Origin of the sequence: Curtobacterium sp. PsM8 (assembly GCF_030433875.1) — a bacterium.
GTDB lineage: Bacteria > Actinomycetota > Actinomycetes > Actinomycetales > Microbacteriaceae > Curtobacterium.
This window is the reverse complement of sequence record NZ_JARUXD010000052.1, coordinates 1-25265: the sequence shown is the minus strand read 5'-3', so window position 1 is coordinate 25265 and position 25265 is coordinate 1. Positions and strand designations below refer to the sequence as shown.

Sequence of the window (25265 nt, the reverse complement as noted above, 5' to 3'; positions counted from 1 at the left end):
GCGCGCCCCCCCCGGGGGGCCCACCCCCCCCCCACCGGGGGGCCCCCCCAACCCCCCCCGGGGCCCGCCCCCCCCCCCCGCCCGGCCGGGCGGCCCGGGCCCCGGCGGCCCCGGGCCCCCCCGTCCGTCAGGTGGTGCCGGCTACGAGCGTCCGGCCCGGAGCCTCGTCGTGGCGTCCGACGCGGCGGCGGCCATCGTGCGGACGAACGCCGTCGAGGTCGCGAGCTCGGCGGTGGACGAGCCCTGCAGCGCGGCGGCGATCTCGGCGCTCGACTCCGCCAGGAACGCGCGCGCACGCTCCCGCGCCGCGGGTGTGGGCCGCAGGGTCACCCGGCGGCGGTCGCTGTGCTCGCGGCTGCGTGCGAGGAGGCCCGCTGCCTCCAGACGGTCGACCAGCACCGTGACGGAGCCGGAGGTCATGCCGATCCGCTGCCCGAGCCGCGCGGGTGAGAGCGGATCCCCGGACGAGTCGGCCCAGAGCACCTGCCCCAGCGCGTTCGCGTCGGTGGTGGGCAGGTCGAGCCAGGACGCCATCTGCTGGTTGAGTTCCGCGAACGCCACGGCCCAGGCCCGGAGCGCCTCCATCGCCTCGACCTGGGGCGCATCCCACTGCGTCTCGAACACGTTCGTCATCCTGCTCCTTCACTGTGTAGTGTCTTTACTGTAAAGCTCAACCATCAGAGGAGCACCATGGAGCACCGCACTGCCGTCGTCTCAGGAGCCAGTATCGCTGGCCTGTCGACCGCCTACTGGCTCCGCCGGACCGGGTGGGACGTGACCGTCATCGAACGAGCCGCTGCCTTCCGGGACGGCGGACAGAACGTCGACGTCCGCGGAGTCGCACGTGACGTCCTCCGCCGGATGGACCTCTTCGACGCCGTCAAGGCACGGAACACCACCGAGACGGGCACGGTCCTCGTCGACGAGCGTGGCGCCGTCACCACCGAGCTGCCCTCCGGCGGGGCCGGGGGTGCGACCGCGGAGCTCGAGATCCTCCGCGGCGACCTCGCCCGGACGATCCTCGACGCCCTGCCGGCCGGGGTCACGTTCGTGTACGGCGACGCCGTGTCGGCCGTCGACGACGACGCGGACGGTGTCACCCTCACGACCGAGTCCGGCCGGCGACTCCGGGCCGACCTCTTCGTCATCGCCGAGGGCGTCCGCTCCCGCACCCGCGCGATGGTGTTCGGCGAGGACGTCGTCGACCAGCGCGACCTCGACGTCACCATGGTCTTCGGCACGATCCCGCGCACCGACCGCGATGACGACCGCTGGCGGTGGCACAACGCCGTCCGTGGTCGTCAGGTCCACCTCCGGCCGGACCCGTACGGCACGATCCGCGCGATCCTCGCCTACTCGCCCGGGGACGACGTCATCGGGCTCAGCCGCGAGGAGACGCTGGCCGTCGTGCGACGCCGGTACGACGGCGTCGGGTGGGAGGCGCCGCGGATCCTCGACGCCCTCGACACCTCGCCGGACGTCTACATCGACCAGCTCCAGCAGGTGCGGATGTCGACGTGGCACCGCGGGCACGTGGTGATGGCCGGCGACGCCGGGTGGTGCGTCACGCCGATGGGCGGTGGCGGTGCCTCGCTCGCGCTGACCGCCGGGTACGTCCTGGCCGCCCAGCTGGCCGACACGACGCAGGACCAGGAGGCGGCGTTGGCCGCGTACGAGTCGTGGTTGCGCCCGCTCGTCGACGACGTGCAGGACCTCCCGCGCGGGCTCAAGGCGTTCGCGTACCCGCAGTCTCGGCTGGCGCTCGCGCTGCGCGGGGTCATGGGTCGGGTGCTGATGGCGAAGCCGCTCCGCCCGCTCACGGCGAAGCTCACCGAGGTCGCCGAGACCGACCGCGCGTTGCCAGTGCTCGTCGAGCACTGAGCGGCGCCGGCTGCCACATCACATTGCAGTTCCGGCCACGCTTCGGTACGGTTCCGACACGAGTTGCCGGTCCGGCGACGTGAACGTGTGAGGAACGAGGATGTCGAACACCCGGAAGGCCCTCGTCCGTGTGCTCACGAGCGTGCGGTTCGCGATCATCGTCTCCATCGGCGCTCTCGTCGGTGGCTCCGCCTGCTTCGCGGCGACCAGCGGCACCCCGAGCCACTGGATCGGGGTGTTGGCCTCGAGCGTGGCCACCGGGGCGAGCGGGATCTACGTCGGTACCGTCGCGCGCCTCCGCATCCGCAACTGCAGCGATCGGCGCTGACCGCGTTCCTGGCACGGACGGGAGGCGCCCCACCAGTCGGTGGGGCGCCTCTCGGCCGCCGCGTGGTGCGTCGGTCAGGGCTGCAGTGCCTCGAGGTCCTCGAGTAGCGACGGGTGCGTCGGCTCCCACCCGAGCGCCTGCCGGGTGTGCGCACTGGAGGACGGCTGGTCCATCGCGAAGATCGGTCCGAACGGGCCGAACGTCTCGTCCGGGACGGACTGCACCGGCAGGCCGAGGCGACGCCCGACGACGGTGGCGATGTCGACGACCCGGTCCCCCTCGTCCGCGACGGCGTGCCAGGCGGTGCCACCGGGTGCGGACTCGAGCGCGAGCCGGAAGAGCGCAGCGGCGTCGCGCGCGTGCACGGCGGGCCAGCGCTGTTCGCCGTCGCCCGGGTAGCCGGCGATCCCGGAGCGCCGGGCGGCATCGGTGAGCAGCCCGGCGAAGCCGCCCTGCCCGGCCTCGTGGACCGTGCGGGGCATCCGGACGGCCGAGGTCCGGACGCCCTGCGACGACAGTGCGAGCAGGTCGGTGACGGCGACCGCGCGGCTCGCGACCGGGCCCTCGGTCGGCAGTGGGTCGGCCTCGGTCGAGGGGCGTCCCGTCACCCACGGGGTACCCGAGACGGTGACGAGCGGCTTGTCCGTGCCGATCAGCGCGGCACCGAGGGTCGCCATCGCGTCGCGTTCCTCGGCCAGCCCCTGCTCGAGTGCCTCGGCACTGCCGTAGTCGCGGCTGAAGGCGAGGCTGATCGCCCCGTCGGCCCGGGTGGCGCCGTCGCGCAGGACGTCGAGGTCGGTGAGGGAGCCGCGCAGTGGCTCTGCGCCGGCAGCGGTGAGGGTGGCGGCGGAGGCGTCCGAGCGGGCGAGGCCGAGGACGGTGTGGCCGTGGGCGAGCAGTTCGGCGACGACGGCGGTGCCGATCGTGCCGGTGCCACCGGTGACGAAGACGTGCATGGGGACTCCTCGAGTCGAGTGATGGGACATGTGTACCGTCACTGTAGACCCGTGATGGGACAATTGTCTCATCGACTAGGATCGGACCATGGCGCGATGGGAACCAGGAGCACGCGAACGGCTCGTCCTCGCCGCCGTCGACCTGTTCACCGAGCAGGGCTACGACGCGACGACCGTCACCGAGATCGCCGAACGCGCCGGAGTCACGAAGAGCACCTTCTTCCGGCACTTCCCCGACAAGCGCGAGCTCCTCGTCGCCGGGCAGGAGACCCTGAGCCGCCTGCTCGCCGAGGGGATCACCGCAGCCCCGGCCGACGCCAGCCCGCTGGAGGCCGTCGCCGCCGGACTCGAACGGGCCTCCGGCGAGATGGGTCCCCGGAACCGGGAACTCGGCCCGCGCCTGAAGGCCGCCGTCGCCGCCAGCACCGAACTGCAGGAGCGGGACGCGTTGAAGAGCGTCGGCATGGCTGCGGCGATGACCACGGCGCTGCTCGAGCGCGGCGTGCCCGATACCACGGCGCACCTGGCCAGCGAGATGGGGGTCCTGGCGTTCAAGCAGGGCTACGCGCGCTGGTCAGAGGGCGAGCGGAGCGACGACGACGGGCTCGCGCGTCACGCGCTCGACGTCCTGCAGGAGCTCCGCACCGCGACGGCCGCCCTCGGCTGACCCGACCGGTCAGGCTGACCGACCCGTGGTGCTGACCCGACCCGTGGTGCTGACCCGACAGCTCAGTCGCGGACGACGACGCCCTGCCGCAGCATGTCGCGCGCCACGCGGGACCGCGGGATCACCCACAGCGCACTCCACAGCGCCAGGCCGGCCCACAGCCCGAGCAGCAGCAGCGTGATCACGGTGCCGTGCTGGTCACGCATCGACCAGGTCATCGCACTCCAGAACACGGCGAGCACGATCTTGCCCCAGCCAGCGGTCTGCTGGTCGGCCTGGGCCTGCAGTCGCGGGACCCAGATCTCCGCGGGCACCCCGGTCGGCACCTGCCGCTCGGTCACCCAGCGCTCGACCATCACGACGGCCTCGTAGCCGCCGTCGACCCGCCATGACCGGAGCTGCAACCAACCGGCGACGCCGGCACCGATCAGCGCCGCGGGCAGTCCGACCGACACGAGCACCTGCGGCGTCGCGGTCTGGAACGACGACAGGACGAGCATCGTGAACACGAGCGCGAACCCTGCACCCGCCGCCGCGCTGCCGAGCAGCCGCAGCCGTCCGGCCTCGTCGACCTCACCGATCCCGTGCACGCTCCGACCGTACCCGCGTCCGCGTGCGTGGCGCTGGTCGCCGGGGCAACGCACAGGAGGCCCGTCACCGGTCCCGCAGACCGGTGACGGGCCTCCCGTCGGTGCGTGTCAGCCCTTCGACACCATGATCCAGCTCACCTGGATGCCGTACTTCGTGGCCGGCGAGATGCGCAGGTCGACGATGCCGTCCTTGCCCACGGTCGCCGTGGTCGCGAGGGTGCGGAAGGTGCCGTCGATCGGCTGGTTCGTCGCCACGGTCTCGCCGTCGACGGCGACCGCGGCAGCCCGACCCGGAGCGCTCTTCGTCCACGGGTCCCAGAACCCGACGTCCACGCGGTACGAGCCCTTCTTCAGGCCGCCCAGGGCGTACTCCAGGTCGGTCTCGTCGGCCTGCCAGCGGACGGTGTCCGTGATGGTGCCGCCGCTCGTCCCCGAGGTGCCGCCGGTGGTGCCGAGGTACCCCCAGTGGTTCCCGGTGGCGGGGTCGACGCCGAAGCGCTGGTCCTCGACGCTGTTGAGCAGACGGTCGCCGCGCTTCTGCAGGAAGGCCAGGTCCGCGGTGTGGTCCGCGGTGCCCTGCCCACCGGCGTCGACGAAGTACGCCAGCTTCTTCGGCAACACGGTGACGGTGCGGGTGAAGGTGCGGCCGTCGTCGAGCGTCCCGGTGACGGTCCGCTCGCCCGCGGTCGCCAGGGCGTCGTCGGCCCAGGTGACGCGGTGGGTGCGGGTGGTGGAGCCCTCGCGGACGGCGACCCTGCCCGGCAGCGCCTTGGTGTCGTCGTCGAGCGTGGCCTGGCCGGCGATCGGCGTCGTGACCGTCCACGGGGTGGAGGGACGCAGGTCAGCGAGCGACCACGAGGTCGTGTCGCACGAGAACGACATCGCGCCGCCCTCGCCGAAGGTCACCGGCAGCCAGACCGACGGTGCCGTCCGCAGGTCGGTGGCGTTGTTCCACCGGTCGCCGATGTACACGACCCGACCGTCGCCGAGGTTCAGCAGCGACGTGCTCTGCGAGTTGCAGGTCGTGTCGGCGCCGGTGCCGGTGGCCGGGTTGCCGTGCGCGGTCCAGGTGCCGAGCAGGTCGGTGGCGGTCGCGTACGCGGCGGCGTTCGGTGCCCAGCCGGTCGCGCCCGAGGTGACCAGGTAGTAGGTGCCGCCGACCTTCGTCAGGGCCGGCGCCTCGCGCTGCCCGCCGATCCACGGCTGCGGGCGGCGGAAGTCGACGCCCTCCACGGCCTTGCTCGGCTCGGCCGACAGGTTCGTGTAGTCGGCGTCGAGCTTCGAGATGTAGAGGGTCAGGTTCTCCTCGCTGGCGTAGACGATGTACGCGGTGCCGTCGTCGTCGACGAACAGGTTCATGTCGCGGGCCATGCCGGGGGAGTCCGGCTGGTGGTTGGTCGGGTCGTCGGCGGGGACCCGGTCCAGGCGGTACGAGTCGATGTAGCGGAACGGCCCGGTGGGGGAGTCGGACACGGCGACGCCGGCGGTGGCCTTGGCGTACTGCGCGTCCGAGTCGGCGGTGGGACCGTCGGCGTGCACCCACATCACCCACTGCCCGGTCTTCGCGTTGTGGATGACCTTCGGCCGCTCGAGGATCGCGCCGGGGCGGGTGGCGCTCTCGGCCGTCACCCCGAGGTCGCGGTACACGGCGTCGCGCTGCGTGCCGTCGTAGCCGCCGTAGAGGGCCGAGAAGTACGGTTGGTCGAAGTCCGACCGTGCCGTCATGGTCCGGAGGGCCAGGCCCTGGTCGGTCCAGTTCGTCAGGTCCCGGGACGAGTAGACGTGCACGCCGCGGGTGTCGGTGTACCCGTTGACGCGGTCCTCGCCGTACCAGTAGTAGATGGTCCCGCCGGCGTCGTCCGTGCTCGTCACGACCTGGCCGCCGTGTCCCTGGATCGGCTGCCCGGTGTCGTCGAGCCACTGCTGGCCCGGGTGGAAGGTCGTGGGCGTCGTGTCCGCGAGGGCGGGTGCGGCACCGAGCCCCCCCGATCGCGAGGGCGGCTGCGGTCACCCCTGCTGCGAGGCGCCACCACCGGCCCGATGACGTCGTGTCGCGCTCTGTCCGTCGTTGGCGAATCCCCATCGATCCGGCCTCCTCAGCTCGTGCTGCCTCCGTTGGCAACGTCAACATCCTGTGGCCAGGCCACGGGGAGCGCAAGGTTCCGGGGTGGAACGGACAACGAGACGGGAGGCGCGGTGCCAGCTGGCACCGCGCCTCCCGTCCGTGTCGTGGTCGCCGCCGGAGCGGCGTCCGGAGCGGTCAGTCTCCGGCGTTGATGAGTCCGAGCCAGCGGCCGAAGCCCGTCGGTTCGTCGTCCTGCAGACGGAACTGCGGGTGCTGGGCCACGTCGGTGCGCTGGCCTGGGGTGCGGTCGTCGTCGATCACGGCGGACTCCTTTCGTCGAGGTGATCATCTGTACACGCGGATCCCTGCGCGCATTCCCGCCTCCGTCCACTTCGCGGGGGACGCGCGGGCGGGCGCCTCTCGAGCAGTCGGCGGTCGGGGGACAAGTCCGCAGAGGCGCTGGACCCGGCACCCCGACGTCCTGGTACTCCTGGGGGATCGGCCGCACCCCGCGGTCGAGGACGAGGTGGGACGCCATGGTCGACGCGAGGACCTACGACGAGTCCGGGTACTGGTACCCCGACCGCGCGACCAAGACCGGCGTGGAGCTCCTCAACGCGATGCGCCGCTACCGGTCCGCCGAGGTCGCCATGCGGCAGCGCACCCGCGACACCATGCAGCTCGGTCCGACCGACATGGCCGCCGTCCGCTTCCTGTTGCAGGCGCGACAGCGCGGCACCGTGGTGAAGCCGACCGGCCTGGCGGCGCACCTCGGCATCACGACGGCGTCGACCACGGCGCTGGTGAAGCGACTCGTCGTCGCCGGCCACGTCGAACGACAGACCGACCCGAGCGACGGCCGCGGGTTCCTGCTCGTCGCCACGGACAACGGCGACGACACCGTCCGGTCGCACCTGACCGGGGTGCACGCGCGGATGATCGCCGCGGCGGACCGGCTCTCGGCGACGACCCTCACCGAGATGAGCGCCTTCTTCGAGGACCTGACCGCCGCGATGGACGAGGCGGCCACCGGCGACCCCGTGCCCGACGACGCCCGGGGCGCCGGGGCCGTGGCACTGCCCGCGCACCACTGACCCCGGCACTGCGCCGTCAGAGGCGGAACGGGTTCGTCCGGGTCGCCGCCAGCAGGTACCACGCCGTCGCACCCGTGTGCAGGCTCGCGTAGTACAGGTCCCCGAACCCGGTGTCGAGCCCGTCCGACGACGCCGACACGATCCCCTTGCCGTCCCCGTTCGGCTGCGTCCGCTGTGCGAGCTGCACGCTGTCCAGGACCGACGAGGCCCGGGCCCGGTCGCCGCGCGCACCACGGACCTCCAGCGCGAGCGCCAGCTGCCCGGAGCCCTCGAACCAGACCTTGCTCGTGTCGGTGTCCGAGAACGACGGCCCGGTGTACGGACCGTCGTGTGCGATGAGGGTGTCGAGCACCCACGTCACCGATGCCGAGTACCGGCGGTCGCGGGTGGCCAGGTACGCCCAGACCTGGACGTCCTCGGGGATCGGCACCCGGTTGACCGTCACGCCGTCCGGGTCGGTGCCGGTCCACAGGTGCCCGTCCGTCCGGTCCTGCATCGCCCGCACGAACGACTCCGCCAGTGCTGCTCGACGCTTCCACACCCGGTCGCCGCTGAGCTGCGCCAGCTGGGTGAAGAACGCGGTGACGTCGATGTTGTGCTCGGTCGACTTGTAGGTGATCGGCTGGTCGTCGGCGTTCCGGCCACCGGTGTACCCGGCGGGCTGACGGACGTCGTCGCGGGCGTGCTCCTCGATCCACGTGCCGAGGCGGAGGGCGCCGTCCAGGAACCGTCGCTGCCGCGTCACCGCGTACAGCCGGCAGAACGCCATCCCGACCCACGACTGGTTGCCCGTGTAGGCCGCGGCGGAGCCGATGTCGATCGGCCGCGGGGGCGTCGCGACCGGGAACGTGTCCGGTTGGTACGACGCCCGCGTCCGGCCGTCCCCGATCGGGTCCGCCGCCTGCAGGGACAGCAGGGTGTCGCCGAGGACCGTCGCCCGCTGCACGTCACCCCGCCGCCCGCGTCCGAGCCACGCCAGGACCATCAGCGCGTCGTCGTACGCGAACGAGGACACGAACTCCGTCGGCAGGGACGCGAAGTAGCCGCCGGAGTAACTCCGCGGCAGACGGAGGGCGGTCCCACTGCCGTACTCGTCCATCCGCAGGTCGAGGTACTCGTACGCCAGGTCCCGGGAGCGCGTGCGGGACAGCGTGGGAGCGCCGGGCCGGCGGCCGGTGCTCGCGACGGTCGCCGCGCCTCCCGGGCTGGCCGAGGCGACCCCCGGTGAACCGAGGGCCACGGCTGCGGCGGCGACGGCGGCGGCGCCACCGAGGACGACGCCACGGCGGCTGAGCGAGCCGGACGCACGGTGGTCGGCAGGGGCGGACGGCTCGGAGGGACGTGTCGGGTCGGTCATGGCGTGCTCACTTCCAGCCGCGGTGGTCGCGGCGGACGGTGGATCCGGATGGGAGGGGCGCCGGACTGACCGGGTGGTCGGCACCGACAGGGGCCGTGGCGACCGACGCGGCGGACGGGAGGCCCGGCTCGGCCGGGTCCCGTTCCTCGCGTCAGGCGGTCGTCACGGCGGACTCGGGAGCCAGGTGGGCGGCACCGAGTGCGGCGAGCGGCTGGTCGAGCGGTGCGAGGCGCACGCGGGACGACAGGCCGAGCGACGCGACGAAGGGGGAGGCGCGTGCGGCCTCGTCGAAGTCCGCGCGGAGCGGCAGGAGGAGGCGCTCGCCGAGGGTGGCGAGCCCGCCACCGATGACGACGGACTCGACGTCGGCGGTCACGACGAGGATCCGGACGGCCGAGGCGACGCCGGCGACGAACCGGTCCCGCACGGCGGTCGCGGCCGGGTCCCCGGCGTCCGCACTGTCGAAGACGTTCGTGGCGGTGCTGCCCGGGTGTCCGGGCCAGGCGGTGGCCAGTGCCGAGCCCGACGCGACCGTCTCGAGGCAGCCGCGCTGCCCGCACACGCACACCGGGCCGTCGGCGAGCACGGGGATGTGACCGACCTCGCCGGCGTTGCCCCGGGCACCGCGCCAGAGCCGTCGGTCGACGACGATGCCCGCCGCCAACCCGGTGCCGATGTTGAGGTACGCGTGCGGCCCGTCGAGCTGCATGGCCTGCGCCGCCCCGAGCGCGGCGACGTTGACGTCGTTCTCCACCTGCACGGGCAGTCCGACGTGTTCGGCGACGAGCGGTCCGAGGGCGACCTCGGACAACCCGAGGTTCACGGCGTGCCGGACCCAGCCGGTCTCGTGGTCGATGAGCCCGGGGATCCCGATGCCGACCGCGGTCGGTGCCGTGCCGGTCCGGGCGCGGAGCGAGTCGATCACCTGCAGGGTGTTCCGGACGACGGCGTCGGCGCCGAAGCCGGTCGGCACGCGGACCCGGTCGACGGTCTCGCCGGTCGGGGCGACCGCGACGGCGTCGATCTTCGTCCCGCCGATGTCCAGGCCGATCCTCATCGCGAACCGGTCGTCGGGGTGTCCGGCCTCGGCGTCGAGGACGCGGCGTCTGGGCTGCGCATGCGGGTTAGTAAACACGCCTTACGCATCCGTGGCAAGCGATGACTTCCGCCTGTTTCCGCCAGATCACGCACGTGTTACGGCTGCAGATCGGGTCTTGACAGGTGATTAGGAACGGTCCTTTACTAAGGCAACCGCTCGGAGGGAGGAGATCTGATGCCGAACGAGACCGACGTCCAGACCACCTTCGGTGCGCAGCTCCGACGCGCACGCAGCAAGGCGCTCCCGCAGCACAGCCGAGCCCACAACCGCTCGCTGATCCTCCAGACGCTCTTCACCGACGGGGCCATGAGCCGCGCCGACCTGTCCCGGCAGTCAGGCCTCACCCGCCCCACCGTGTCCGGACTCGTGGCGGAACTCGAGGTCGACGCACTGGTCACCGAGCTCGGCCCGCGGGAGGACCTGCGGGTCGGCAAGCCCGCGACCCTCATCACCCTCAACGTGGACGCGTTCCACATCGTCGTCGTCGACCTGTCCCTCCCCGACCACTTCGTCGGCGCGGTCACGAACCTCCGCGGCGACGTGGTGGATAGCGCGAAGATCGAGGTCGACGGTGCCACCGGGGAACAGGCCGTCGTCCGGATCATCCGGCTGGTGGAACGCCTCGCGACGATGACCACCCGCCGCCTGCTCGGCATCGCGGTCGGCTGCCCCGGGGTCATCGACGCCGACGGCACCGTGCTGCACTCCGTGGCCCTCGGCGCCGACCTGCCGCTGCAGGCACAGCTCACCGAGCACTTCCGGCTGCCCGTGCACGTGCTCAACGACGCCAACACGGCGGCCCTCGGGGTGCACGCGTTCGAGGCCGAGCCCGGCAACGACCTGCTCGTCGTCGCACTCGAACACGGTGTCGGCACGGGCATGGTGCTCGGCGGCCGCCTGGTGCTGGGCGAACGGTTCGCCGCCGGTGAGATCGGGCACCTGACGATCGACGAGGACGGCGAACCCTGCCTCTGCGGTCGCCGGGGCTGCCTCGAGGTCCTCATCGGCGCCGAACACCTGACCCGCCGGATCGCCGCGTCGCCCGACGGCCGCGACGCGGTCCTGCGCTCCGCCGGCAGCACGCTGGGCGGTGTCCTCGCGCCGATCATCAGCGCGGTGAACATCACCGAGATCGTCGTCACCGGCCCCGCCGACCTGGTGCAGGGTCCCTTCATCCAGGCCGTCCGCGCGACCGCCACGGCACGGACCCTCGCGAGCGTCGGCAACGACCTCGCCGTGACCGCCACCTCCACCAACAGCGACCTGATCCTCCGGGGCGGAGCAGCCTTCCTGCTCGCCGCGGAGCTCGGCGTGAGCTGACCCGACCCGACACCGACACCGCAGAACGACCACCAAGGAGAAGCAATGCGTACGACGAAGTTCGCGGCAGCAGCTGCCGTGGCCCTGACCATCGCGATGGGCCTGACGGCCTGCTCCAGCGCCGGCAACGCCGGTGGCGGGGGCGGCGGTGGGACCAAGGACGTCGCCGACGTCAAGGGCGACGGCAAGACGCTGACCGTGTGGGCCATGACCGGGGACTACTCCGACAAGACCATCGCCGCGATCAACAAGGAGTTCGAGGCGAAGACCGGCGCGAAGGTCAAGGTGCAGATCCAGCAGTGGGACGGCATCACGACGAAGATCTCCACCGCCCTGGCGACGAACACCCCGCCGGACGTCCTCGACCTCGGCAACACCCAGGTCGCCAGCTACGCCGCCAACGGGGCGCTCCTCGATCTGACGCCCTACAAGAAGGACCTGGCGCAGGGGCAGACCTGGCTCGCCGGGCTCTCGGACCCGGCGACCGTCGACGGCTCGCTGTACGGCGTCCCCGGGTTCGCCGGTGCCCGGTCGGTCATCTACAACAAGCAGATGTGGGCCGACGCCGGCATCACGACGGCCCCGACCACCTACGAGGAACTGACCGCGGACCTCGACAAGGTCAAGGCGAAGAACACCGCGAACGACTTCTCGGCCTTCTACATGCCCGGTCAGTACTGGTACGCCGGCATGCAGTTCGTCTGGGACGCCGGCGGCGAGATCGCGACCGAGCAGGACGGCACCTGGAAGGCCGGCTTCGGTGACGCGAAGGCGCAGCAGGGTCTGACGGACTTCAAGGAGTTCGCCAACGACTACTCCTCGAAGGCCTCGGCGACGCTCAACACCGACAGCCCGGACATGAACCAGGTCTTCGCCGACGAGAAGGCTTCGGCCATCCTCAGCACCAGCGGCACGCTCGGGCTCATCGAGCAGGCGAACCCCGAGATGACGGCGGACAAGCTGGGCACCTTCCCGTTCCCGGGCAAGTCCGGCAAGACCCAGCCGGTCATGCTCGGCGGCTCCGACTGGGGTGTGGCCGCGAAGTCGAAGAACACCGACCTGGCCCTGCAGTGGGTGAAGATCGCGTCCGGCCCGGACATGCAGAGCAAGTACGTCTACGGCGACAACGGCTGGATCCCGAACAGCACCGACGGCATCAAGGCCGCCGACTCGACGCTCAGCGACATCAACAAGGGCTTCTTCACGGCAGCCCTGAACTCGAAGGCGACGCCGGCGAACTCCCGCTGGGCCGACCTCGAGGGTGACCAGAGCATCAACGAGCTGTTCTCGAGCATCGTCTCCGGCTCGAAGACCCCGGAGGAGGCCGCCGCGACCTTCGACAAGGCAGCCGACGCCACGCTCAACAAGAAGTAGGCCGCACTCCTCGACCGACGCAGGACGGTGCGGGTGCCCCGGCACCACCCCGGCACCCGCCACGGCGACCGCCGCGGCACCCGCACCGTCCGCCCCTCACGGAAAGGCCAGACGTGACCGTCTCCGCCACCCGCCCGAGCCAGGAGCGCACCGGCCGTCCCGCTCGCTCGTCCGCCCCGCTGTGGCTCCTCACGCCGGCGGGCCTGGTGCTCGTCTTCGTGACGATCGCCCCGATCGTCTTCCTGGTCTTCACGTCCTTCACCGACTACGACCAGCGCTCCCTCTACACCGGGGCCTACGACGCCGTCGGCCTGGCGCAGTACGTGCAGATCCTCACCGACCCGACGTTCTGGGCCTCCCTGGTGCGCACGGTCCTGTTCACCGCCGCGATGGTGCTCGGCAGCATCCTCATCGGCGCCGGCGTCTCCCACCTGATGACCCGGCTCGGCGTGGTCCTCCGGTACGCCGTGACGATCGTCCTGATCTGCGCCTGGGGCATGCCGAACGTGGCGTCCTCGCTCGTGTGGAACTGGTTGTTCCAGCCGGGCTACGGCGTCGTGAACTGGGCGCTCACCCAGCTGCACGTCTTCGGCGACATGACGAACACCGACTGGGGCAACAGCGCCGGACTGGCGTACACGTCGATCTGGATGCTCGTCGTCTGGCAGGCCGTGCCGTTCATCGCCCTGACGCTCTACGCGGCCGAGACCCAGATCCCGCTCGAGGTGAAGGAAGCCGTCCGGCTCGACGGCGGCTCCGAGTGGACCGTCTACCGCGTCGTCACCATCGAGTACCTCCGCCCGACGCTGCTCCTCGTGACGATGCTCTCGATCATCTGGGACTTCAACGTCTTCAACCAGATCTGGCTCGTCTCGCAGGGCGGTCCCGACGGCGCGACCTCGACCCTCGGCGTCTTCACCTACATCACCGCCTTCGTCGGGCACGACATCGGCACCGGGTCCGCCGTCGCCGTGATCGCCGCGCTGATCCTGATGGCCCTCAGCGCCCTCTACATCCGGAACCTCGTCCGATCGGGAGAAGAGCTGTGACCACCGCACTGCCGACGGGCGTCCCCGTCGACGCCGACGTCCCCGCCGCCGTCCCCACCCCGGAGGGCGTCGCGGCCACCGGGCGCAACCGCCGCCGCCGCCGACCGGTGCGGTGGATCAGCAGCACCATCGCCGTGGTCTTCTGCGTGGTGTGGATCTTCCCCGTCTACTGGATGGTGAACACCGCGTTCAAGCCGCGGTCGGAAGCGCTGACGAGCACCCCGCTGTTCGCCCCCGCACACCCGACGATCGACAACTTCGTCACCGCGTTCACCCGCGCCGACTTCCTCGTCTACCTGAAGAACTCGAGCATCGTCGTGGTCGGGGCGGTCGTCCTGTCGCTGGTGCTCGGGATCCTGGCGTCGGCGGCGCTGTCGCGCTTCCGCTTCCGCGGACGCCGGACGATCCTGGTCGTGATCCTGCTCGTCCAGATGCTGCCCGGCACCGCGCTGCTCATCCCGCAGTTCCTCATCTTCAACCAGACCGGGCTCACCGGCAGCTACTTCGGCCTGATCCTGGCCTACGTGGCCGCGGTGCTGCCGTTCTCGATCTGGGTGATGCGCGGGTTCTTCCTCGCCATCCCGATCGAGATCGAAGAGGCGGCCCGCATCGACGGCGCGAGCACTTGGCAGGTCCTGACGAAGGTGCTGTTCCCGCTCGTGATGCCCGGCGTGATCGCGACGAGCGTGTTCGCGTTCATCGCCGCGTGGAACGACTACATCGTCGCCTACACGTTCATGCAGGATCAGGCGCACTACACGCTGCCGGTCTGGCTGGCGTCCTTCACCACGCAGACCGCCGGCACCGACTTCACCGGGCAGATGGCCGCCTCCGTGCTGTTCTCGCTGCCCGTCGTGGTGTTCTTCATGATCATCCAGCGCAACCTGGTGTCCGGCATGTCCGCCGGAGCGGTCAAGGGCTGAGCCTCGGGGACAGCCGGACTGAGTAGCGTCGACCGGGACACGAAGGAGACGGAACACATGTCGAAGAAGAGCCGGACCACCAGCACCTTGACGCGAGCCCTGCTGCTCGGGATCCTCAGCGGCGGTCGCTCCGCCACGCCGCTCGCCGTCCTCGGACTGCACCACGGCGACAAGGACCTGCGCGGTGAGTGGCAGGACTGGAAGACCTTCGACTCGTCGATCGGTCGCGCCGGTCTCGTCGTCGGAGCCGCAGGCGAGATCGTCGCCGACAAGATGCCGAAGACCCCCAACCGGATCGCCTTCCCGGCGCTCCTCGGCCGCATCGGTGCGGGCGCGTTCGCCGGTCTCGCCCTCGGCACCACCACGAAGTCCGGCAAGTCCGACCTGCGCATCGAGGGCGCGATCCTCGGCGCGATCGGAGCCCTCGTCGGCTCCTACGTCGCCTGGGCCGCCCGCAAGGCCGTCGGCACGGTCCTGCCGGACCCGGTCGTCGCCGTCGCCGAGGACGTCGCCGTCATCGCCGGCTCGCGCGCGGTGGTGCGCGCCGGCTGACGTGACCACCTGACGGACAGGAGGCCCGGCACACGACGTGCGCCGGGCCTCCCGTCCGTCAACGACACCTGTTGCGTAGACTCCCGAGCATGTCCAGGATCACGACCCCGTTCGACGCCACGACCACCGCCGCGGAGGTCCTCCGCGGCATCGACCTCACGGGGCTGCGGGTCATCGTGACCGGCGGTGCCGCCGGGATCGGTGCGGCGACCTCGGCCGCCCTCGTCGGTGCCGGGGCCTCGGTCGTCCTCGCCGTGCGGCGACCCGAGCAGGGGGAGCGGACGGCCGGACGCCTCCGCGCCGACGTCCCCGGTGCCTCGGTCGAGGTCCGCCCGCTCGACCTCGCCGACCGTGCCTCCGTCCGCGCCTTCGTCGCCGGGTGGACCGGGCCGGTCGACGTCGTCATCGGCAACGCCGGCGTCATGGCGACCCCCGAGCTCCGGACGCCGGAGGGCTGGGAGTTGCAGTTCGCCACGAACCACCTCGGGCACCACGGCCTGGTCACCGGCCTCCGTGACGCCCTGCGCGCCGGGGCGGACCGGACCGGACGCGCCGCACGGGTCGTCGCGCTGAGCTCCGCGGGGCACCACACCGCCGGGATCGACCTCGACGACCTCATGTTCGAGCGTCGCCCCTACGACCCGTGGGTGGCGTACGGGCAGTCGAAGACCGCGAACGCGCTCTTCGCGGTGGAGGCCACCCGACGCTGGGCCGCGGACGGCATCGTCGCGAACGCCGTGCACCCCGGCGGCATCCTCACCGACCTCTCCCGGCACCTGTCGCACGAGCAGGCGCTCGCGATCGGCATCGTCCACGAGGACGGTTCGCCGGCCGAGGGCTTCAAGACCCCGGAGCAGGGTGCCGCGACCTCGGTGCTCGTGGCGGCGTCACCGCTCGTCGAGGGTGTCGGCGGCCGGTACTTCGAGGACTGCGCCGAGGCGCTGCCGGCGAGCGACGACCGGCCGCTCGTGGGAGTGCGCCCGGAGGCGCTGGACCCGGAGTCTGCCGAGCGGCTGTGGGACGCGAGCGACGCGTTGCTCGCCACGCGCTGAGTGGTCAGCAGAGCACGCTGCGGTGCCGCCCCGAGTACGTCGGCGCGTCAGGCCCCGGTCGCTGTCGCGGTCGTGCCGGCCGCCGTCGTGGAGGTGGTCGCCGAGTGGCCCGCGGCGACGATCGCCCGGGCGAACCGCCGCGCGATCGCGGTGTTGGCCGCCGTCGTCGGGTGGATCCCGTCGAGCGTCGTGCCCGGGGCGTACGCACCGTCTGCGGTGCGGACAGCGGCGAACGGGTCGATCACCGTCCAGCCGTGGTGCCGGGCGTCGCTCGCGAGGTCACGGTTCATCTCGGCGTTCCCGGTCCGCCGGTCGACGCCCCACAGGCTCGTCGTGTGGTCGGACGGCGGGGTGTCGACCACCAGGACGTGCGGTGCGCCGGCACGGGCGACCAGGGTGTTGATCGCCGCGATCGTGCGGGTGGCCGGGACGTCCTGGTTGACGTCGTTCGTGCCGAGCTCGACGACCAGGACGTCGGCTCCGGGCACGGCGGGCATGAGCGCGGTGACCTGGTCGGCACGGTAGCCGCTGTGGGCGTACCCGCCCAGGGCGTGGACGGCAGGATCGGCGGCGAGGTCGCGCAACCACGAACCGGGGCGGGCGGTGACCGAGTCTCCCGCGTACGCGAAGCGCACGGCACCGGGTGCTGCCGTCCCGAGCGGCCCGGTCAGCACCTGGTTCGGCGTGTGGCCGAGTTCCCAGGTGCGCTCGGCGTCGACCCGGACGGTGCCCGCCGGGACGACGCCCGCTCCGTGCTCGTGGGGTGCACTCCCGACGAGCGCCGGGTGTTCAGCCGCCGAGGCGATGCCCGGCACCACCAACATGCCCGCGCCGAGCAGGGCGGCGGCACCGAGGACCCCCGCGACGCACAGCGTGCGTCGGCGACGCCCCGGACGGGGCTCGTGGAGGCGGGGCTGACGGAGGGCACGTGGTTGCACGGCCTCACCGTAGGACCGACCGGCCCGCGCAGGCCGCGGGCCGGATGTGAAGTGGTCCCGCTTCCTGAGGCCCTTCCGAGCGGACCACAGGAACCCGGGACGTCAGCGGGCCCCGAGGCCGCCGGTCACCAGCGTTCGTGCACCGTCGCGCGGAACCACCGGTCGTAGAGCTCGTGCACGGTCGCGTCGAGGTCGGCCGGCAGGTCGAGGGACCCGGCGGCGGCGTTCGAGCGGGCCTGCTCGGCGTTCCGGGCACCCGGGATCGCGGCGGTCACGCCCTCCTGGGCGACCACCCACGCCAGCGCTGCCTGCGGGACGGAGACGCCCTCGGGCAGGGACGCGGCGAACTCCTGCGCCGCACGGACGCCGTCCTCGAACGGCACGCCGCTGAAGGTCTCGCCCTGGTCGAAGGCCTGACCCTCCCGGTTGTAGGTGCGGTGGTCCTCCGGCGCGAACGTCGTCTCGGTCGTGTACTTGCCGGTGAGCAGCCCCGAGGCCAGCGGGACGCGCGCCAGGATCGCGACCCCGGCCTCCCGGGCGGCGGGCAGCACGCGGTCCAGCGGCTTCAGGCGGAACGCGTTGAGGATGACCTGCACGCTCGCGACCCCCGGGCGCGCGATCGCGGTCAGGGCCTGGTCCGCGGTCTCGACACTGACGCCGTACGCCGCGATCGACCCGTCGGCGACCAGGGCGTCGAGCGCGTCGTAGACGGCGTCGTCGGAGAAGACCTCGGTCGGCGGGCAGTGCAGCTGGACGAGGTCGAGCGTGTCCTGGCCGAGGTTCTCGCGCGACCGGTCCACCCACTGCCGGAAGTTCGCGGCGACGTAGTTCGACGGCACCTGGTCGACGCGGCGACCCATCTTCGTCGCGACGGTCACCCCGGCCTCGGGGTGCGCGGCGATCCAGCGGCCGATGAGCTGCTCGCTCCGGCCGTCCCCGTACACGTCGGCTGTGTCGAACAGGGTGGTGCCGGCCTCGGCGGAGGCGTCCATCACGGCGAAGGCGTCCTCGGCCGCGACCGGACCCCAGTCGCCGCCGAACTGCCAGGTGCCGAGTCCGATCACGGAGGTCTCGCGGCCGGTACGGCCCAGTGTGCGTCGCTGCATGGGATCGACGCTAGCCCCTGGTCGCCGGGCGGACGGTGGCATCGTCCGCTGCGCGTGGCGAGCGGCGGGCCGCGCGTACGGTGACGGCATGAGCAGACAGCGCGTCGTCGTCATCGGTGCCACCGGCCACATCGGCACCTTCCTCGTCCCCCGTCTGGTGCGTGCTGGCCACGACGTCGTCACCATCAGCCGCGGCACCCGCGCCGCCTACGTCGACGCCCCGGAGTGGCAGCAGGTCGAGCAGGTCACCGCCGACCGCGAGCAGGAGGACGGCGACGGCGTCTTCGGCGACCGCATCGTCGGACTGCGCCCCGACGTCGTCATCGACCTCGTCTGCTTCACCCTCGAGTCCGCCACCGCCCTCGTCGACGCGCTCCGCGGCACCGACGCGCACCTGGTCCACTGCGGCTCGATCTGGCGCGCCGGACCCAGCGCCGTGCTGCCCGTCACCGAGGAGAACGCGACCCCGCCGGTGGGCGAGTACGGCACGCAGAAGGACGCCATCGCCCGGATGCTCAAGGAAGAAACCGCCCGTGGGGGTCTCGCCACGACCTCGCTCCACCCGGGGCACATCAGCGGCCCGGGCTGGGCACCGATCGGCCCGGTCGGCAACCTCGACCCGTCGGTCTGGCGCACGCTGTCCGCCGGGGAACCGCTTCTCGTGCCCGGCCTCGGTGCCGAGACGATGGCCCACGTCCACGCTGACGACGTCGCCCAGGCCTTCGCGCTCGCCGTCGAGCACCGCGACGCGGCCGCCGGCGAGGACTTCACCGTCGTCGCCGCCACGGCGCTGAACGCGCGGGGGTACGCGGCGCTCGCCGCGTCCTGGTTCGGACAGGAGGCCCGGCTCGAGCCCGTCACGTGGGACCGGTTCCGAGAGGGCACCGCCGCCGAGCACGCGGACGCGAGCTGGGAGCACCTGTCGCGCAGCCACGTGTTCAGCATCGACAAGGCGCGGCGGCTGCTCGGGTACGCGCCGCGGTACACGGCGGAGGAGACGGTGCTCGACGCGGTGCGGTGGCTCGTGGAGCACGGGGAGGTCGAGGTGGCGGGGGCGTTGGTCGTGTGACCGCTGCTCCGCGACGGTCGTGGTCAGGGCCTCCCGGCTGCCGCTGCGGCGTCACCACCACCCGGCAGCGCGAGTGCCCCGCGGCGATGGACTGCCCACACCGTCAAGGCGAACCCGAACAGGACGGCTCCACCGATCGTGACCGCCGTCCACCCGCCGAGCCCCCAGAGCACCGAGGCCAGCGCGGAACCGACGGCGCCCCCGATGAAGTTCCCGGTCACGAAGGCCGTGTTGAGCCGACTCCGCGCTGCCGGGTCGATCGCGAACAGCCGGGTCTGGTTGAGCACGTTCGCCGCCTGCACCCCGACGTCCAGCAGGACCACTGCGACGAGGACGACCACGATCGACCGCGCTCCGAGCCCGGCGACGACCAGTGACAGGAGCCCGAGCGCGAGCGCCGCCCCGGTCACCGGCACCGACAATCCGCGGTCGTGCAGACGTCCGACACGCTGGGCTGCGACAGCCCCGGTGAGCCCGGCCAGCCCGACGAGACCGATCGCGGCAGGGGAGTACCCGAACGGCGGAGCACTCAGTAGGAACGTCAGCGCCGTCCAGAACATCGTGAACACCGCGAACGCCGACGCGCCGAGCACCAGGGTCACCTGCACCGACCGGTGGTGCGCCACCGCCCGGAACACCGACCCGATGAGCTGTGGGTACGGCACGCGGTCGCGACGGTCGAGGTGGGGGATCGCCCGGCGTAGCAGGACCGCGAGCACGAGGGCGGCGACCGCGGCGACGACGTAGATCGCGCGCCAGCCGGCCACCTGGGCCACGAGCCCGCTGACCGTCCGCGACACCAGGATGCCGGTGAGCATCCCGGACGCCACGGTGCCGACGATCCGTCCGCGGGCGGCCGGATCGGCCAGGTCGCCGGCGAGTGGTGTCAGGAGCTGCCCGGCGACGGTCGTCAGCCCGACGAGGCCGAGCGCTCCGAGCAGAGCTCCGAACGACGGCGCGACCGCGGCGAGCAGCAGCGCGACCGCCGACGCGATGAGCACCCCGGGGACGAGACGCCGACGGTCCAGGACGTCACCGAGGGGGACGACCAGGAGGATCCCCAGCGCGTACCCGACCTGCGTCACGGTGACGAGCAACCCGGCCAGCGACGACGAAGCGTGCAGGTCCGCGGCGATCTCGTCGAGCAGCGGCTGTGCCCAGTACAGGTTCCCGACCGCGGCGCCACCCCCGACGGCGAACAGGAGGGTACGGCCGGTCGTCATGCCGTGCGCTCCGGACGGGTTCGGGGTCTGTGGTGTCACGTGGACGACGGTAGACGGAGGCGACCACACGAGGGAGGTGACGTCCGTGCCCCTGTCCCCACGTGCCTCCCGGCCGGGACCACGCGCGGGACGGAATGCACACAGCCGACAGGTGTTGTCTCCGGTTCACCGCCCTCCACCGGAAGGACCCGCATGACCGCGACCCCGCACGCCCTCGTCGTCGGCGCCACCGGCATCGCCGGATCGGCGATCGTCGACCACCTCGTCGCCGACGGGTGGACCGTCACCGCGCTCTCCCGCCGCCCGGGAGCCGAACGCGACGGCGTCACCTGGCGCTCCGCCGACCTGCGCTCCGCAGAGTCGTTGACCACGACCCTGGCGGACGTCCCCGCCACCCACGTGTTCTTCACGGCATGGTCGCGGCAGGCGACCGAGGCCGAGAACATCGCCGTCAACGGGGGCATGGTCCGCGACCTGCTCGCCGCGCTCGCCGACGCACCGGTGCAGCACGTGGCGCTGATGACCGGGCTGAAGCACTACCTCGGCCCGTTCGAGGCGTACGGGCAGGGCGCGATGCCGGACACCCCGTTCCACGAGGACGAGCCGCGCCTGGACGTCGACAACTTCTACTACGCGCAGGAGGACGAGCTCTTCGCCGCCGCCGAGCGTCAGGGCTTCACCTGGTCGGTGCACCGCTCGCACACCGTCCTCGGGTACGCGGTCGGCAACGCGATGAACATGGGACTGACCATCGCGGTCGCCGCTGCGATCAGTCGGCACACCGGTCGACCGATGGTGTTCCCCGGCAGCGAGACGCAGTGGAACGGCCTGACCGACGTCACCGACGCCGACCTGCTCGCCGCGCAGATGGTGTGGGCGGCGACGGACCCGGCCGGGTCCGACGAGGCGTTCAACACCGCGAACGGCGACGTCTTCCGCTGGCGCTGGATGTGGCCGCGGATCGCCGCGCACCTGGGCGTCGAGGCCGAGGGCTTCGACACCGCCCCGCGCCCCTTCGAGGCGCAGATGGTCGACGCGGCCCCGGTCTGGGCCGAGATCGTCGCCGAGCACGGCCTGGTCGAGCCGGACCTGGAGCGCCTGGCGTCCTGGTGGCACACCGACGCGGACCTCGGTCGGGACATCGAAGTGATGACCGACATGTCGAAGAGCCGGCTCGCCGGGTTCACCGAGCACCACCGCACCCTCGACTCGTTCACCCGGCTGTTCGACCGCTACCGGGCGGAGCGGCTCGTCCCCTGACCGGATCGGGCGCGGCACCGCGTGGCGCGGTCAGGACCCGGTGGTCAGCGGGACCTGCACGATCCGGTCGTCGCCCGCGCCGGGGTCACCGCGCCCGTCGGTGTTGTTCGTGACGAACCACAGCGTGTCGTCCGGCCCGGCCAGGACCGTGCGGATCCGGCCGTACTCCCCGGCGAAGTACTCGTGCGCGCTGCCGGGGTCATCGACCGGCACGCCACGGAGCACCCGTCCCTGCAGGTTCGCGATGAACACCGTGTCGCCGACGACGGCCAGACCGCTCGGGCTGGCGTCGTCGGTGGCCCACTGCTGCACCGGGTCGACGAACCCCTGGTCCTCGCCGCCGGTGCCCTCGACCTCGGGCCAGCCGTAGTTGCTGCCCGGCTCGATGACGTTGAGCTCGTCACGCCGGTCCTGCCCGAACTCGGAGGCGAACATCGTGCCGTCCGCACTCCACCCGAGGCCCTGCACGTTCCGGTGCCCGAAGCTCCAGACGGGGGAGTCCGGGAACGGGTTGTCGTCCGGAACGTCGCCGTCCGGGGTCAGCCGCAGGATCTTGCCGGCGAGCGAGTCCTGGTCCTGCGCGTCCTCGCTCGCGCCGGCGTCCCCGACGCTGGCGTAGAGCATGCCGTCCGGTCCGAACGCGATCCGGCCGCCGTCGTGGAAGGTGTTCGCGGGCAGGTCGTCGATCAGCGTCGTCGCGTCACCGAGCGTGTACGAGCCGGTCGAGCCCCGTAGTTCGTAGCGCTCGATGCGGTTGCCGTCCTCGCCGGTCGAGTAGACGAACAGGTCGTCGTCGTGCAGGGCGAGGCCGAGCAGTCCACCCTCGCCGCCGTGCCGGACGCCGGGGACGGTGCCCACGGTGCGGGTGTCACCGTCGGCTGACAGCTCCAGCACCTCGGCCGAGTCGCGCAGACTGACGAGCGCGTCGGCACCGTCACCGGTGCGCACGACGGACCAGGGCGCCTCCAGTCCGGTGACCACGTCGCTCGCTGGCCCGTCCGGCGCGACCTGTCCGGTCGCCAGGTCGGCCGGGGCGGAGGCCCGGGGTGCGCCCGACGGGTCGCTCCGGTCGTCGCCGGTGCAGGCGGTGAGGGCGAGGGCGACGAGCGCGACGCTCACGGCCGAGACGGTACGACGGGTCTGCGTCATGGGGTGCCTCCCGGGTGGGTGTGGACCGATTGCACCCCGCGGAGGTGCGGAGAGGCTGGGCGTGTGCGGGTCACGGACACGACGCGGACACGACACGGACACGCTCGTCGTGTCGGTCGGCCGTGCCATGCTCCGGGCATGCAGACCACCGCCGGCAGTCGTCGCCTCGTCGTCGTCGCCGCACTCGTCCTCGGCGTCCTGGCGCTGACGGCGTGCTCCGGCACCGACGCCGACCGGCAACGTTCCGCCCAGGCCTGGCTCGACCGGACCGCGGACACCGTCGCCGACCCCGACGGCTGGGACAGCGGCGGTGGGCAGCTCCTCCGCAGCGGCGACGTCGCCGAGGGCGGGTTCATCAGCGACTCGACCCCCGCCGGCCACTACGACGTCGTCGCGGTCTGCCGCGATGCCGGAGCGGTCCGGGTCACGGTCCGGGTCTTCCCCGCGGGCCGCGACGGCGAGGACGGCGTCGTCGCGGGCCGGGCCGCGCTGCGGTGTGGACGGACGGCGCGCATCCCGGTGACCGTGCCCGCTCGTTCCGGGGTGTGGATCCAGGCGCGCACGAGTGACCGGTCGGAGTACGCGCTCTGGTACGGCACGATCGCCACACCCGGGTGGACGCCGCAGGTCTCTGGCTCCCGCTGAGGGGTGTTCGACCAGAACCTCCCGACGCCGACCCGATCGTCCTACCGTCGACGGCATGCAGATCGAACCGAAGCAGCCCACCACGAAGAACCCACCCGAGATGTTCGCCGGCGACGTCTGGCTCGACCCGATCGCGGCGCCGAAGGAGCCCGGGCAGACGATGACCGTCGCGATGGTCCGGTTCACACCGGGAGCCCGGACCGCCTGGCACTCGCACGCCAAGGGGCAGACGCTGCACGTCACCGACGGGGTCGCCCTCGTCGGCACGCGGGACGGCCAGGTCGTCGAACTGCACCCCGGCCAGACGCTCTACACACCCCCGGGCGAGGAGCACTGGCACGGCGCGACCCCCGACGACTTCATGGCGCACCTGGCGATGCTCGACAACGCCGAGGACCCCGCGACGACGACGACCTGGCTCGAGCACGTCGCCGACGACGAGTACCACCGCCCCTGAACGAACCGGCCATCGACCCCGGGCTGCCGCACCGGGCGGCCTGGTTCAGTGGAACGACCACCAACCGTCCCCGGAGGACCACATGACCACCATCGCCATCGTCGGCGCCGGCAAGGGCCTCGGGCTCGCCGTCGCGGAACGCTTCGCCCGCGAGGGCTTCGCTGTCGCCCTGATCTCCCGTAACCAGGCGCGGGTCGACGAGCTCGCCGCGTCCCTCCGCGAGCAGGGGCACCAGGCAGCCGGCTTCGCCGCGAACGTCCGTGACGGCGACTCGCTCCGCCACGCACTCGAGCAGGCCACCGAGCAGCTCGGCCCGATCGAGGTGCTGCAGTACAGCCCGCTGCCCGCCAAGGAGTACATGCGGCCCGTCCTCGAGACGACCGCCGAGGACCTCGTCGGCCCGATCGAGTTCTCGGTCTACGGCTCGGTCACCGCCGTCCGCCAGGTCCTGCCCGGCATGCGCGCGCTCGGCCACGGCACGATCCTGTTCGTCAACGGCGGCAGCGCCGTCCGCCCGGGAGCCCGCGTCACCGGCACCTCGGTCGCGTTCGCCGGCGAGACCGCGTACGCGCAGCTGCTCCACGACGCCGTCCGCGACGAGGACGTCCACGTCGGCCAGCTCATCATCCCGTTCGGCATCGACGACGGCCAGGACGAGCACTCGGGTCAGTCGATCGCCGAGCGGCTGTGGGCGATCCACACCGAGCGCGGCGAGTTCCGCACCTACGCGGAGCCGCTGCCCGAGTGACCGCCGCCGGACGGGAGGCGCGGTGCCGGCCCGCCCCGCGCCTCCCGTCTGCCGTGCCCCGCGGGCGGGAGCGGGCGCCCCACAACACAACCCGCCCCCACCCCGGGGTCCCCGGGGTCCGAGCCGGTTTCCGTTGTGCGCAGCCCGGACGCGCCGCCGGAGCGCGCTGGCCCAGCTCGCCGCGCGCCGCGTGCCGCCCGGCCGTCGCCGCCGGTGGCCCCGCGCCTCCCGTCCGCCGCGGCCCGCTGGCGCGAGCTGCCGCCACACAACAGCAACCGGGGCGGCCCCCCGCCGGGCGGGGGTGGGGGCGGGTTTGGGGTTGGGGCGGCCCCGCGCGGCCCCCGCCCCCCCCCCGCCCCCCCC

Annotated in this window: 26 protein-coding genes; 15 read left to right on the top strand and 11 right to left on the bottom strand. The window is 72.5% G+C overall.

The window, feature by feature from the left end:
- Positions 1 to 141 precede the first annotated feature (141 nt).
- Positions 142 to 633, bottom strand: coding sequence for a MarR family winged helix-turn-helix transcriptional regulator (locus QCD68_RS12475; RefSeq protein WP_301223231.1), 492 nt, complete (start codon positions 631 to 633; stop codon positions 142 to 144).
- A 57-nt stretch (positions 634 to 690) separates the two neighbouring features.
- Here QCD68_RS12475 and QCD68_RS12470 point away from each other — a divergent pair, with 57 nt between their 5' ends.
- Positions 691 to 1881 (top strand): FAD-dependent monooxygenase, encoded by a 1191-nt coding sequence (locus QCD68_RS12470; protein ID WP_301223230.1) that lies wholly within the window; start codon positions 691 to 693, stop codon positions 1879 to 1881.
- 100 nt (positions 1882 to 1981) lie between these two features.
- Positions 1982 to 2209 carry a hypothetical protein gene (locus tag QCD68_RS12465; protein ID WP_301223229.1) on the top strand — a complete coding sequence of 76 codons (228 nt, stop codon included), beginning with the start codon at positions 1982 to 1984 and terminating at the stop codon, positions 2207 to 2209.
- A 74-nt stretch (positions 2210 to 2283) separates the two neighbouring features.
- Here the strand turns inward: QCD68_RS12465 and QCD68_RS12460 are convergent, their stop codons facing one another.
- Positions 2284 to 3165 carry an SDR family oxidoreductase gene (locus tag QCD68_RS12460; RefSeq protein WP_301223228.1) on the bottom strand — a complete coding sequence of 294 codons (882 nt, stop codon included), beginning with the start codon at positions 3163 to 3165 and terminating at the stop codon, positions 2284 to 2286.
- Positions 3166 to 3253: 88 nt separating this feature from the next.
- Between QCD68_RS12460 and QCD68_RS12455 the strand changes: the two genes are divergently transcribed.
- Positions 3254 to 3832, top strand: a complete 579-nt coding sequence (locus QCD68_RS12455) for a TetR/AcrR family transcriptional regulator (protein WP_301223227.1) — start codon at positions 3254 to 3256, stop codon at positions 3830 to 3832.
- A gap of 62 nt (positions 3833 to 3894) precedes the next feature.
- Here QCD68_RS12455 and QCD68_RS12450 read toward each other — a convergent pair whose 3' ends face one another.
- The 3 genes from QCD68_RS12450 to QCD68_RS12440 all read right to left on the bottom strand — a co-directional run bounded on the left by QCD68_RS12450 (position 3895) and on the right by QCD68_RS12440 (position 6808).
- Complete coding sequence (locus QCD68_RS12450) at positions 3895 to 4422, bottom strand: hypothetical protein (protein ID WP_111074103.1); 528 nt, start codon at positions 4420 to 4422, stop codon at positions 3895 to 3897.
- 108 nt (positions 4423 to 4530) lie between these two features.
- Positions 4531 to 6294 carry a glycoside hydrolase family 43 protein gene (locus QCD68_RS12445; protein ID WP_301223226.1) on the bottom strand — a complete coding sequence of 588 codons (1764 nt, stop codon included), beginning with the start codon at positions 6292 to 6294 and terminating at the stop codon, positions 4531 to 4533.
- Between the two features lie 388 nt (positions 6295 to 6682).
- Positions 6683 to 6808 (bottom strand): hypothetical protein, encoded by a 126-nt coding sequence (locus tag QCD68_RS12440; protein WP_258366233.1) that lies wholly within the window; start codon positions 6806 to 6808, stop codon positions 6683 to 6685.
- Between the two features lie 215 nt (positions 6809 to 7023).
- On the opposite strand from QCD68_RS12440, the gene QCD68_RS12435 reads away from it, so the two are divergent.
- Complete coding sequence (locus QCD68_RS12435) at positions 7024 to 7581, top strand: MarR family winged helix-turn-helix transcriptional regulator (RefSeq protein ID WP_301223225.1); 558 nt, start codon at positions 7024 to 7026, stop codon at positions 7579 to 7581.
- A gap of 16 nt (positions 7582 to 7597) precedes the next feature.
- Here the strand turns inward: QCD68_RS12435 and QCD68_RS12430 are convergent, their stop codons facing one another.
- Positions 7598 to 8938 carry a hypothetical protein gene (locus QCD68_RS12430; RefSeq protein WP_301223224.1) on the bottom strand — a complete coding sequence of 447 codons (1341 nt, stop codon included), beginning with the start codon at positions 8936 to 8938 and terminating at the stop codon, positions 7598 to 7600.
- Positions 8939 to 9089: 151 nt separating this feature from the next.
- Positions 9090 to 9995, bottom strand: coding sequence for an ROK family protein (locus QCD68_RS12425; protein ID WP_290155602.1), 906 nt, complete (start codon positions 9993 to 9995; stop codon positions 9090 to 9092).
- A gap of 216 nt (positions 9996 to 10211) precedes the next feature.
- On the opposite strand from QCD68_RS12425, the gene QCD68_RS12420 reads away from it, so the two are divergent.
- From QCD68_RS12420 to QCD68_RS12395, 6 genes are all read left to right on the top strand, one after another.
- On the top strand, positions 10212 to 11357 hold the full coding sequence (locus QCD68_RS12420) for an ROK family transcriptional regulator (protein WP_301223223.1): 1146 nt from the start codon (positions 10212 to 10214) through the stop codon (positions 11355 to 11357).
- 45 nt (positions 11358 to 11402) lie between these two features.
- Positions 11403 to 12731, top strand: coding sequence for a sugar ABC transporter substrate-binding protein (locus QCD68_RS12415; RefSeq protein WP_301223222.1), 1329 nt, complete (start codon positions 11403 to 11405; stop codon positions 12729 to 12731).
- 113 nt (positions 12732 to 12844) lie between these two features.
- Complete coding sequence (locus QCD68_RS12410; protein ID WP_111074097.1) at positions 12845 to 13780, top strand: carbohydrate ABC transporter permease; 936 nt, start codon at positions 12845 to 12847, stop codon at positions 13778 to 13780.
- Entirely contained in the window at positions 13777 to 14703 is a 927-nt protein-coding gene (locus QCD68_RS12405) for a carbohydrate ABC transporter permease (RefSeq protein WP_220039173.1), read from the top strand. Before QCD68_RS12410 ends, QCD68_RS12405 begins: the two co-directional genes overlap by 4 nt.
- Positions 14704 to 14760: 57 nt before the next feature.
- Entirely contained in the window at positions 14761 to 15255 is a 495-nt protein-coding gene (locus QCD68_RS12400; RefSeq protein WP_111074096.1) for a DUF4126 family protein, read from the top strand.
- Positions 15256 to 15344: 89 nt separating this feature from the next.
- Positions 15345 to 16307, top strand: coding sequence for an SDR family NAD(P)-dependent oxidoreductase (locus QCD68_RS12395; protein ID WP_301223221.1), 963 nt, complete (start codon positions 15345 to 15347; stop codon positions 16305 to 16307).
- Between the two features lie 47 nt (positions 16308 to 16354).
- On the opposite strand, the gene QCD68_RS12390 is transcribed toward QCD68_RS12395, so the two are convergent.
- Both QCD68_RS12390 and QCD68_RS12385 read right to left on the bottom strand, forming a co-directional pair.
- A complete protein-coding gene (locus QCD68_RS12390; protein WP_301223220.1) occupies positions 16355 to 17245 on the bottom strand; it encodes an SGNH/GDSL hydrolase family protein in 891 nt (296 codons plus the stop codon).
- Between the two features lie 125 nt (positions 17246 to 17370).
- A complete protein-coding gene (locus QCD68_RS12385) occupies positions 17371 to 18351 on the bottom strand; it encodes an aldo/keto reductase (protein ID WP_253465579.1) in 981 nt (326 codons plus the stop codon).
- Between the two features lie 88 nt (positions 18352 to 18439).
- Here QCD68_RS12385 and QCD68_RS12380 point away from each other — a divergent pair, with 88 nt between their 5' ends.
- Positions 18440 to 19420: an NAD-dependent epimerase/dehydratase family protein gene (locus QCD68_RS12380; RefSeq protein ID WP_301223219.1), complete on the top strand. Its 981-nt coding sequence runs from the start codon at positions 18440 to 18442 to the stop codon at positions 19418 to 19420.
- 23 nt (positions 19421 to 19443) lie between these two features.
- On the opposite strand, the gene QCD68_RS12375 is transcribed toward QCD68_RS12380, so the two are convergent.
- Entirely contained in the window at positions 19444 to 20682 is a 1239-nt protein-coding gene (locus tag QCD68_RS12375; protein ID WP_301223218.1) for an MFS transporter, read from the bottom strand.
- 153 nt (positions 20683 to 20835) lie between these two features.
- Between QCD68_RS12375 and QCD68_RS12370 the strand changes: the two genes are divergently transcribed.
- On the top strand, positions 20836 to 21903 hold the full coding sequence (locus tag QCD68_RS12370; protein ID WP_301223217.1) for an SDR family oxidoreductase: 1068 nt from the start codon (positions 20836 to 20838) through the stop codon (positions 21901 to 21903).
- 30 nt (positions 21904 to 21933) lie between these two features.
- Here the strand turns inward: QCD68_RS12370 and QCD68_RS12365 are convergent, their stop codons facing one another.
- Complete coding sequence (locus QCD68_RS12365; protein WP_301223216.1) at positions 21934 to 23052, bottom strand: PQQ-dependent sugar dehydrogenase; 1119 nt, start codon at positions 23050 to 23052, stop codon at positions 21934 to 21936.
- A gap of 138 nt (positions 23053 to 23190) precedes the next feature.
- On the opposite strand from QCD68_RS12365, the gene QCD68_RS12360 reads away from it, so the two are divergent.
- The 3 genes from QCD68_RS12360 to QCD68_RS12350 all read left to right on the top strand — a co-directional run bounded on the left by QCD68_RS12360 (position 23191) and on the right by QCD68_RS12350 (position 24902).
- On the top strand, positions 23191 to 23697 hold the full coding sequence (locus tag QCD68_RS12360) for a hypothetical protein (RefSeq protein WP_301223215.1): 507 nt from the start codon (positions 23191 to 23193) through the stop codon (positions 23695 to 23697).
- 55 nt (positions 23698 to 23752) lie between these two features.
- Positions 23753 to 24154 carry a (R)-mandelonitrile lyase gene (locus tag QCD68_RS12355; protein WP_301223214.1) on the top strand — a complete coding sequence of 134 codons (402 nt, stop codon included), beginning with the start codon at positions 23753 to 23755 and terminating at the stop codon, positions 24152 to 24154.
- Positions 24155 to 24236: 82 nt separating this feature from the next.
- Positions 24237 to 24902 carry an SDR family NAD(P)-dependent oxidoreductase gene (locus tag QCD68_RS12350; RefSeq protein ID WP_301223213.1) on the top strand — a complete coding sequence of 222 codons (666 nt, stop codon included), beginning with the start codon at positions 24237 to 24239 and terminating at the stop codon, positions 24900 to 24902.
- The last annotated feature ends 363 nt before the right edge of the window (positions 24903 to 25265 follow it).

Excerpts from the sequence above, each read along its gene's own strand:
- QCD68_RS12475 (WP_301223231.1), bottom strand. The coding sequence starts at position 633 with ATGACGAACGTGTTCGAGACGCAGTGGGATGCGCCCCAGGTCGAGGCG.
- QCD68_RS12470 (WP_301223230.1), top strand. The coding sequence starts at position 691 with ATGGAGCACCGCACTGCCGTCGTCTCAGGAGCCAGTATCGCTGGCCTG.
- QCD68_RS12465 (WP_301223229.1), top strand. The coding sequence starts at position 1,982 with ATGTCGAACACCCGGAAGGCCCTCGTCCGTGTGCTCACGAGCGTGCGG.
- QCD68_RS12460 (WP_301223228.1), bottom strand. The coding sequence starts at position 3,165 with ATGCACGTCTTCGTCACCGGTGGCACCGGCACGATCGGCACCGCCGTC.
- QCD68_RS12455 (WP_301223227.1), top strand. The coding sequence starts at position 3,254 with ATGGCGCGATGGGAACCAGGAGCACGCGAACGGCTCGTCCTCGCCGCC.
- QCD68_RS12435 (WP_301223225.1), top strand. The coding sequence starts at position 7,024 with ATGGTCGACGCGAGGACCTACGACGAGTCCGGGTACTGGTACCCCGAC.
- QCD68_RS12430 (WP_301223224.1), bottom strand. The coding sequence starts at position 8,938 with ATGACCGACCCGACACGTCCCTCCGAGCCGTCCGCCCCTGCCGACCAC.
- QCD68_RS12425 (WP_290155602.1), bottom strand. The coding sequence starts at position 9,995 with ATGAGGATCGGCCTGGACATCGGCGGGACGAAGATCGACGCCGTCGCG.
- QCD68_RS12420 (WP_301223223.1), top strand. The coding sequence starts at position 10,212 with ATGCCGAACGAGACCGACGTCCAGACCACCTTCGGTGCGCAGCTCCGA.
- QCD68_RS12415 (WP_301223222.1), top strand. The coding sequence starts at position 11,403 with ATGCGTACGACGAAGTTCGCGGCAGCAGCTGCCGTGGCCCTGACCATC.
- QCD68_RS12400 (WP_111074096.1), top strand. The coding sequence starts at position 14,761 with ATGTCGAAGAAGAGCCGGACCACCAGCACCTTGACGCGAGCCCTGCTG.
- QCD68_RS12395 (WP_301223221.1), top strand. The coding sequence starts at position 15,345 with ATGTCCAGGATCACGACCCCGTTCGACGCCACGACCACCGCCGCGGAG.
- QCD68_RS12385 (WP_253465579.1), bottom strand. The coding sequence starts at position 18,351 with ATGCAGCGACGCACACTGGGCCGTACCGGCCGCGAGACCTCCGTGATC.
- QCD68_RS12380 (WP_301223219.1), top strand. The coding sequence starts at position 18,440 with ATGAGCAGACAGCGCGTCGTCGTCATCGGTGCCACCGGCCACATCGGC.
- QCD68_RS12370 (WP_301223217.1), top strand. The coding sequence starts at position 20,836 with ATGACCGCGACCCCGCACGCCCTCGTCGTCGGCGCCACCGGCATCGCC.
- QCD68_RS12365 (WP_301223216.1), bottom strand. The coding sequence starts at position 23,052 with ATGACGCAGACCCGTCGTACCGTCTCGGCCGTGAGCGTCGCGCTCGTC.
- QCD68_RS12360 (WP_301223215.1), top strand. The coding sequence starts at position 23,191 with ATGCAGACCACCGCCGGCAGTCGTCGCCTCGTCGTCGTCGCCGCACTC.
- QCD68_RS12355 (WP_301223214.1), top strand. The coding sequence starts at position 23,753 with ATGCAGATCGAACCGAAGCAGCCCACCACGAAGAACCCACCCGAGATG.
- QCD68_RS12350 (WP_301223213.1), top strand. The coding sequence starts at position 24,237 with ATGACCACCATCGCCATCGTCGGCGCCGGCAAGGGCCTCGGGCTCGCC.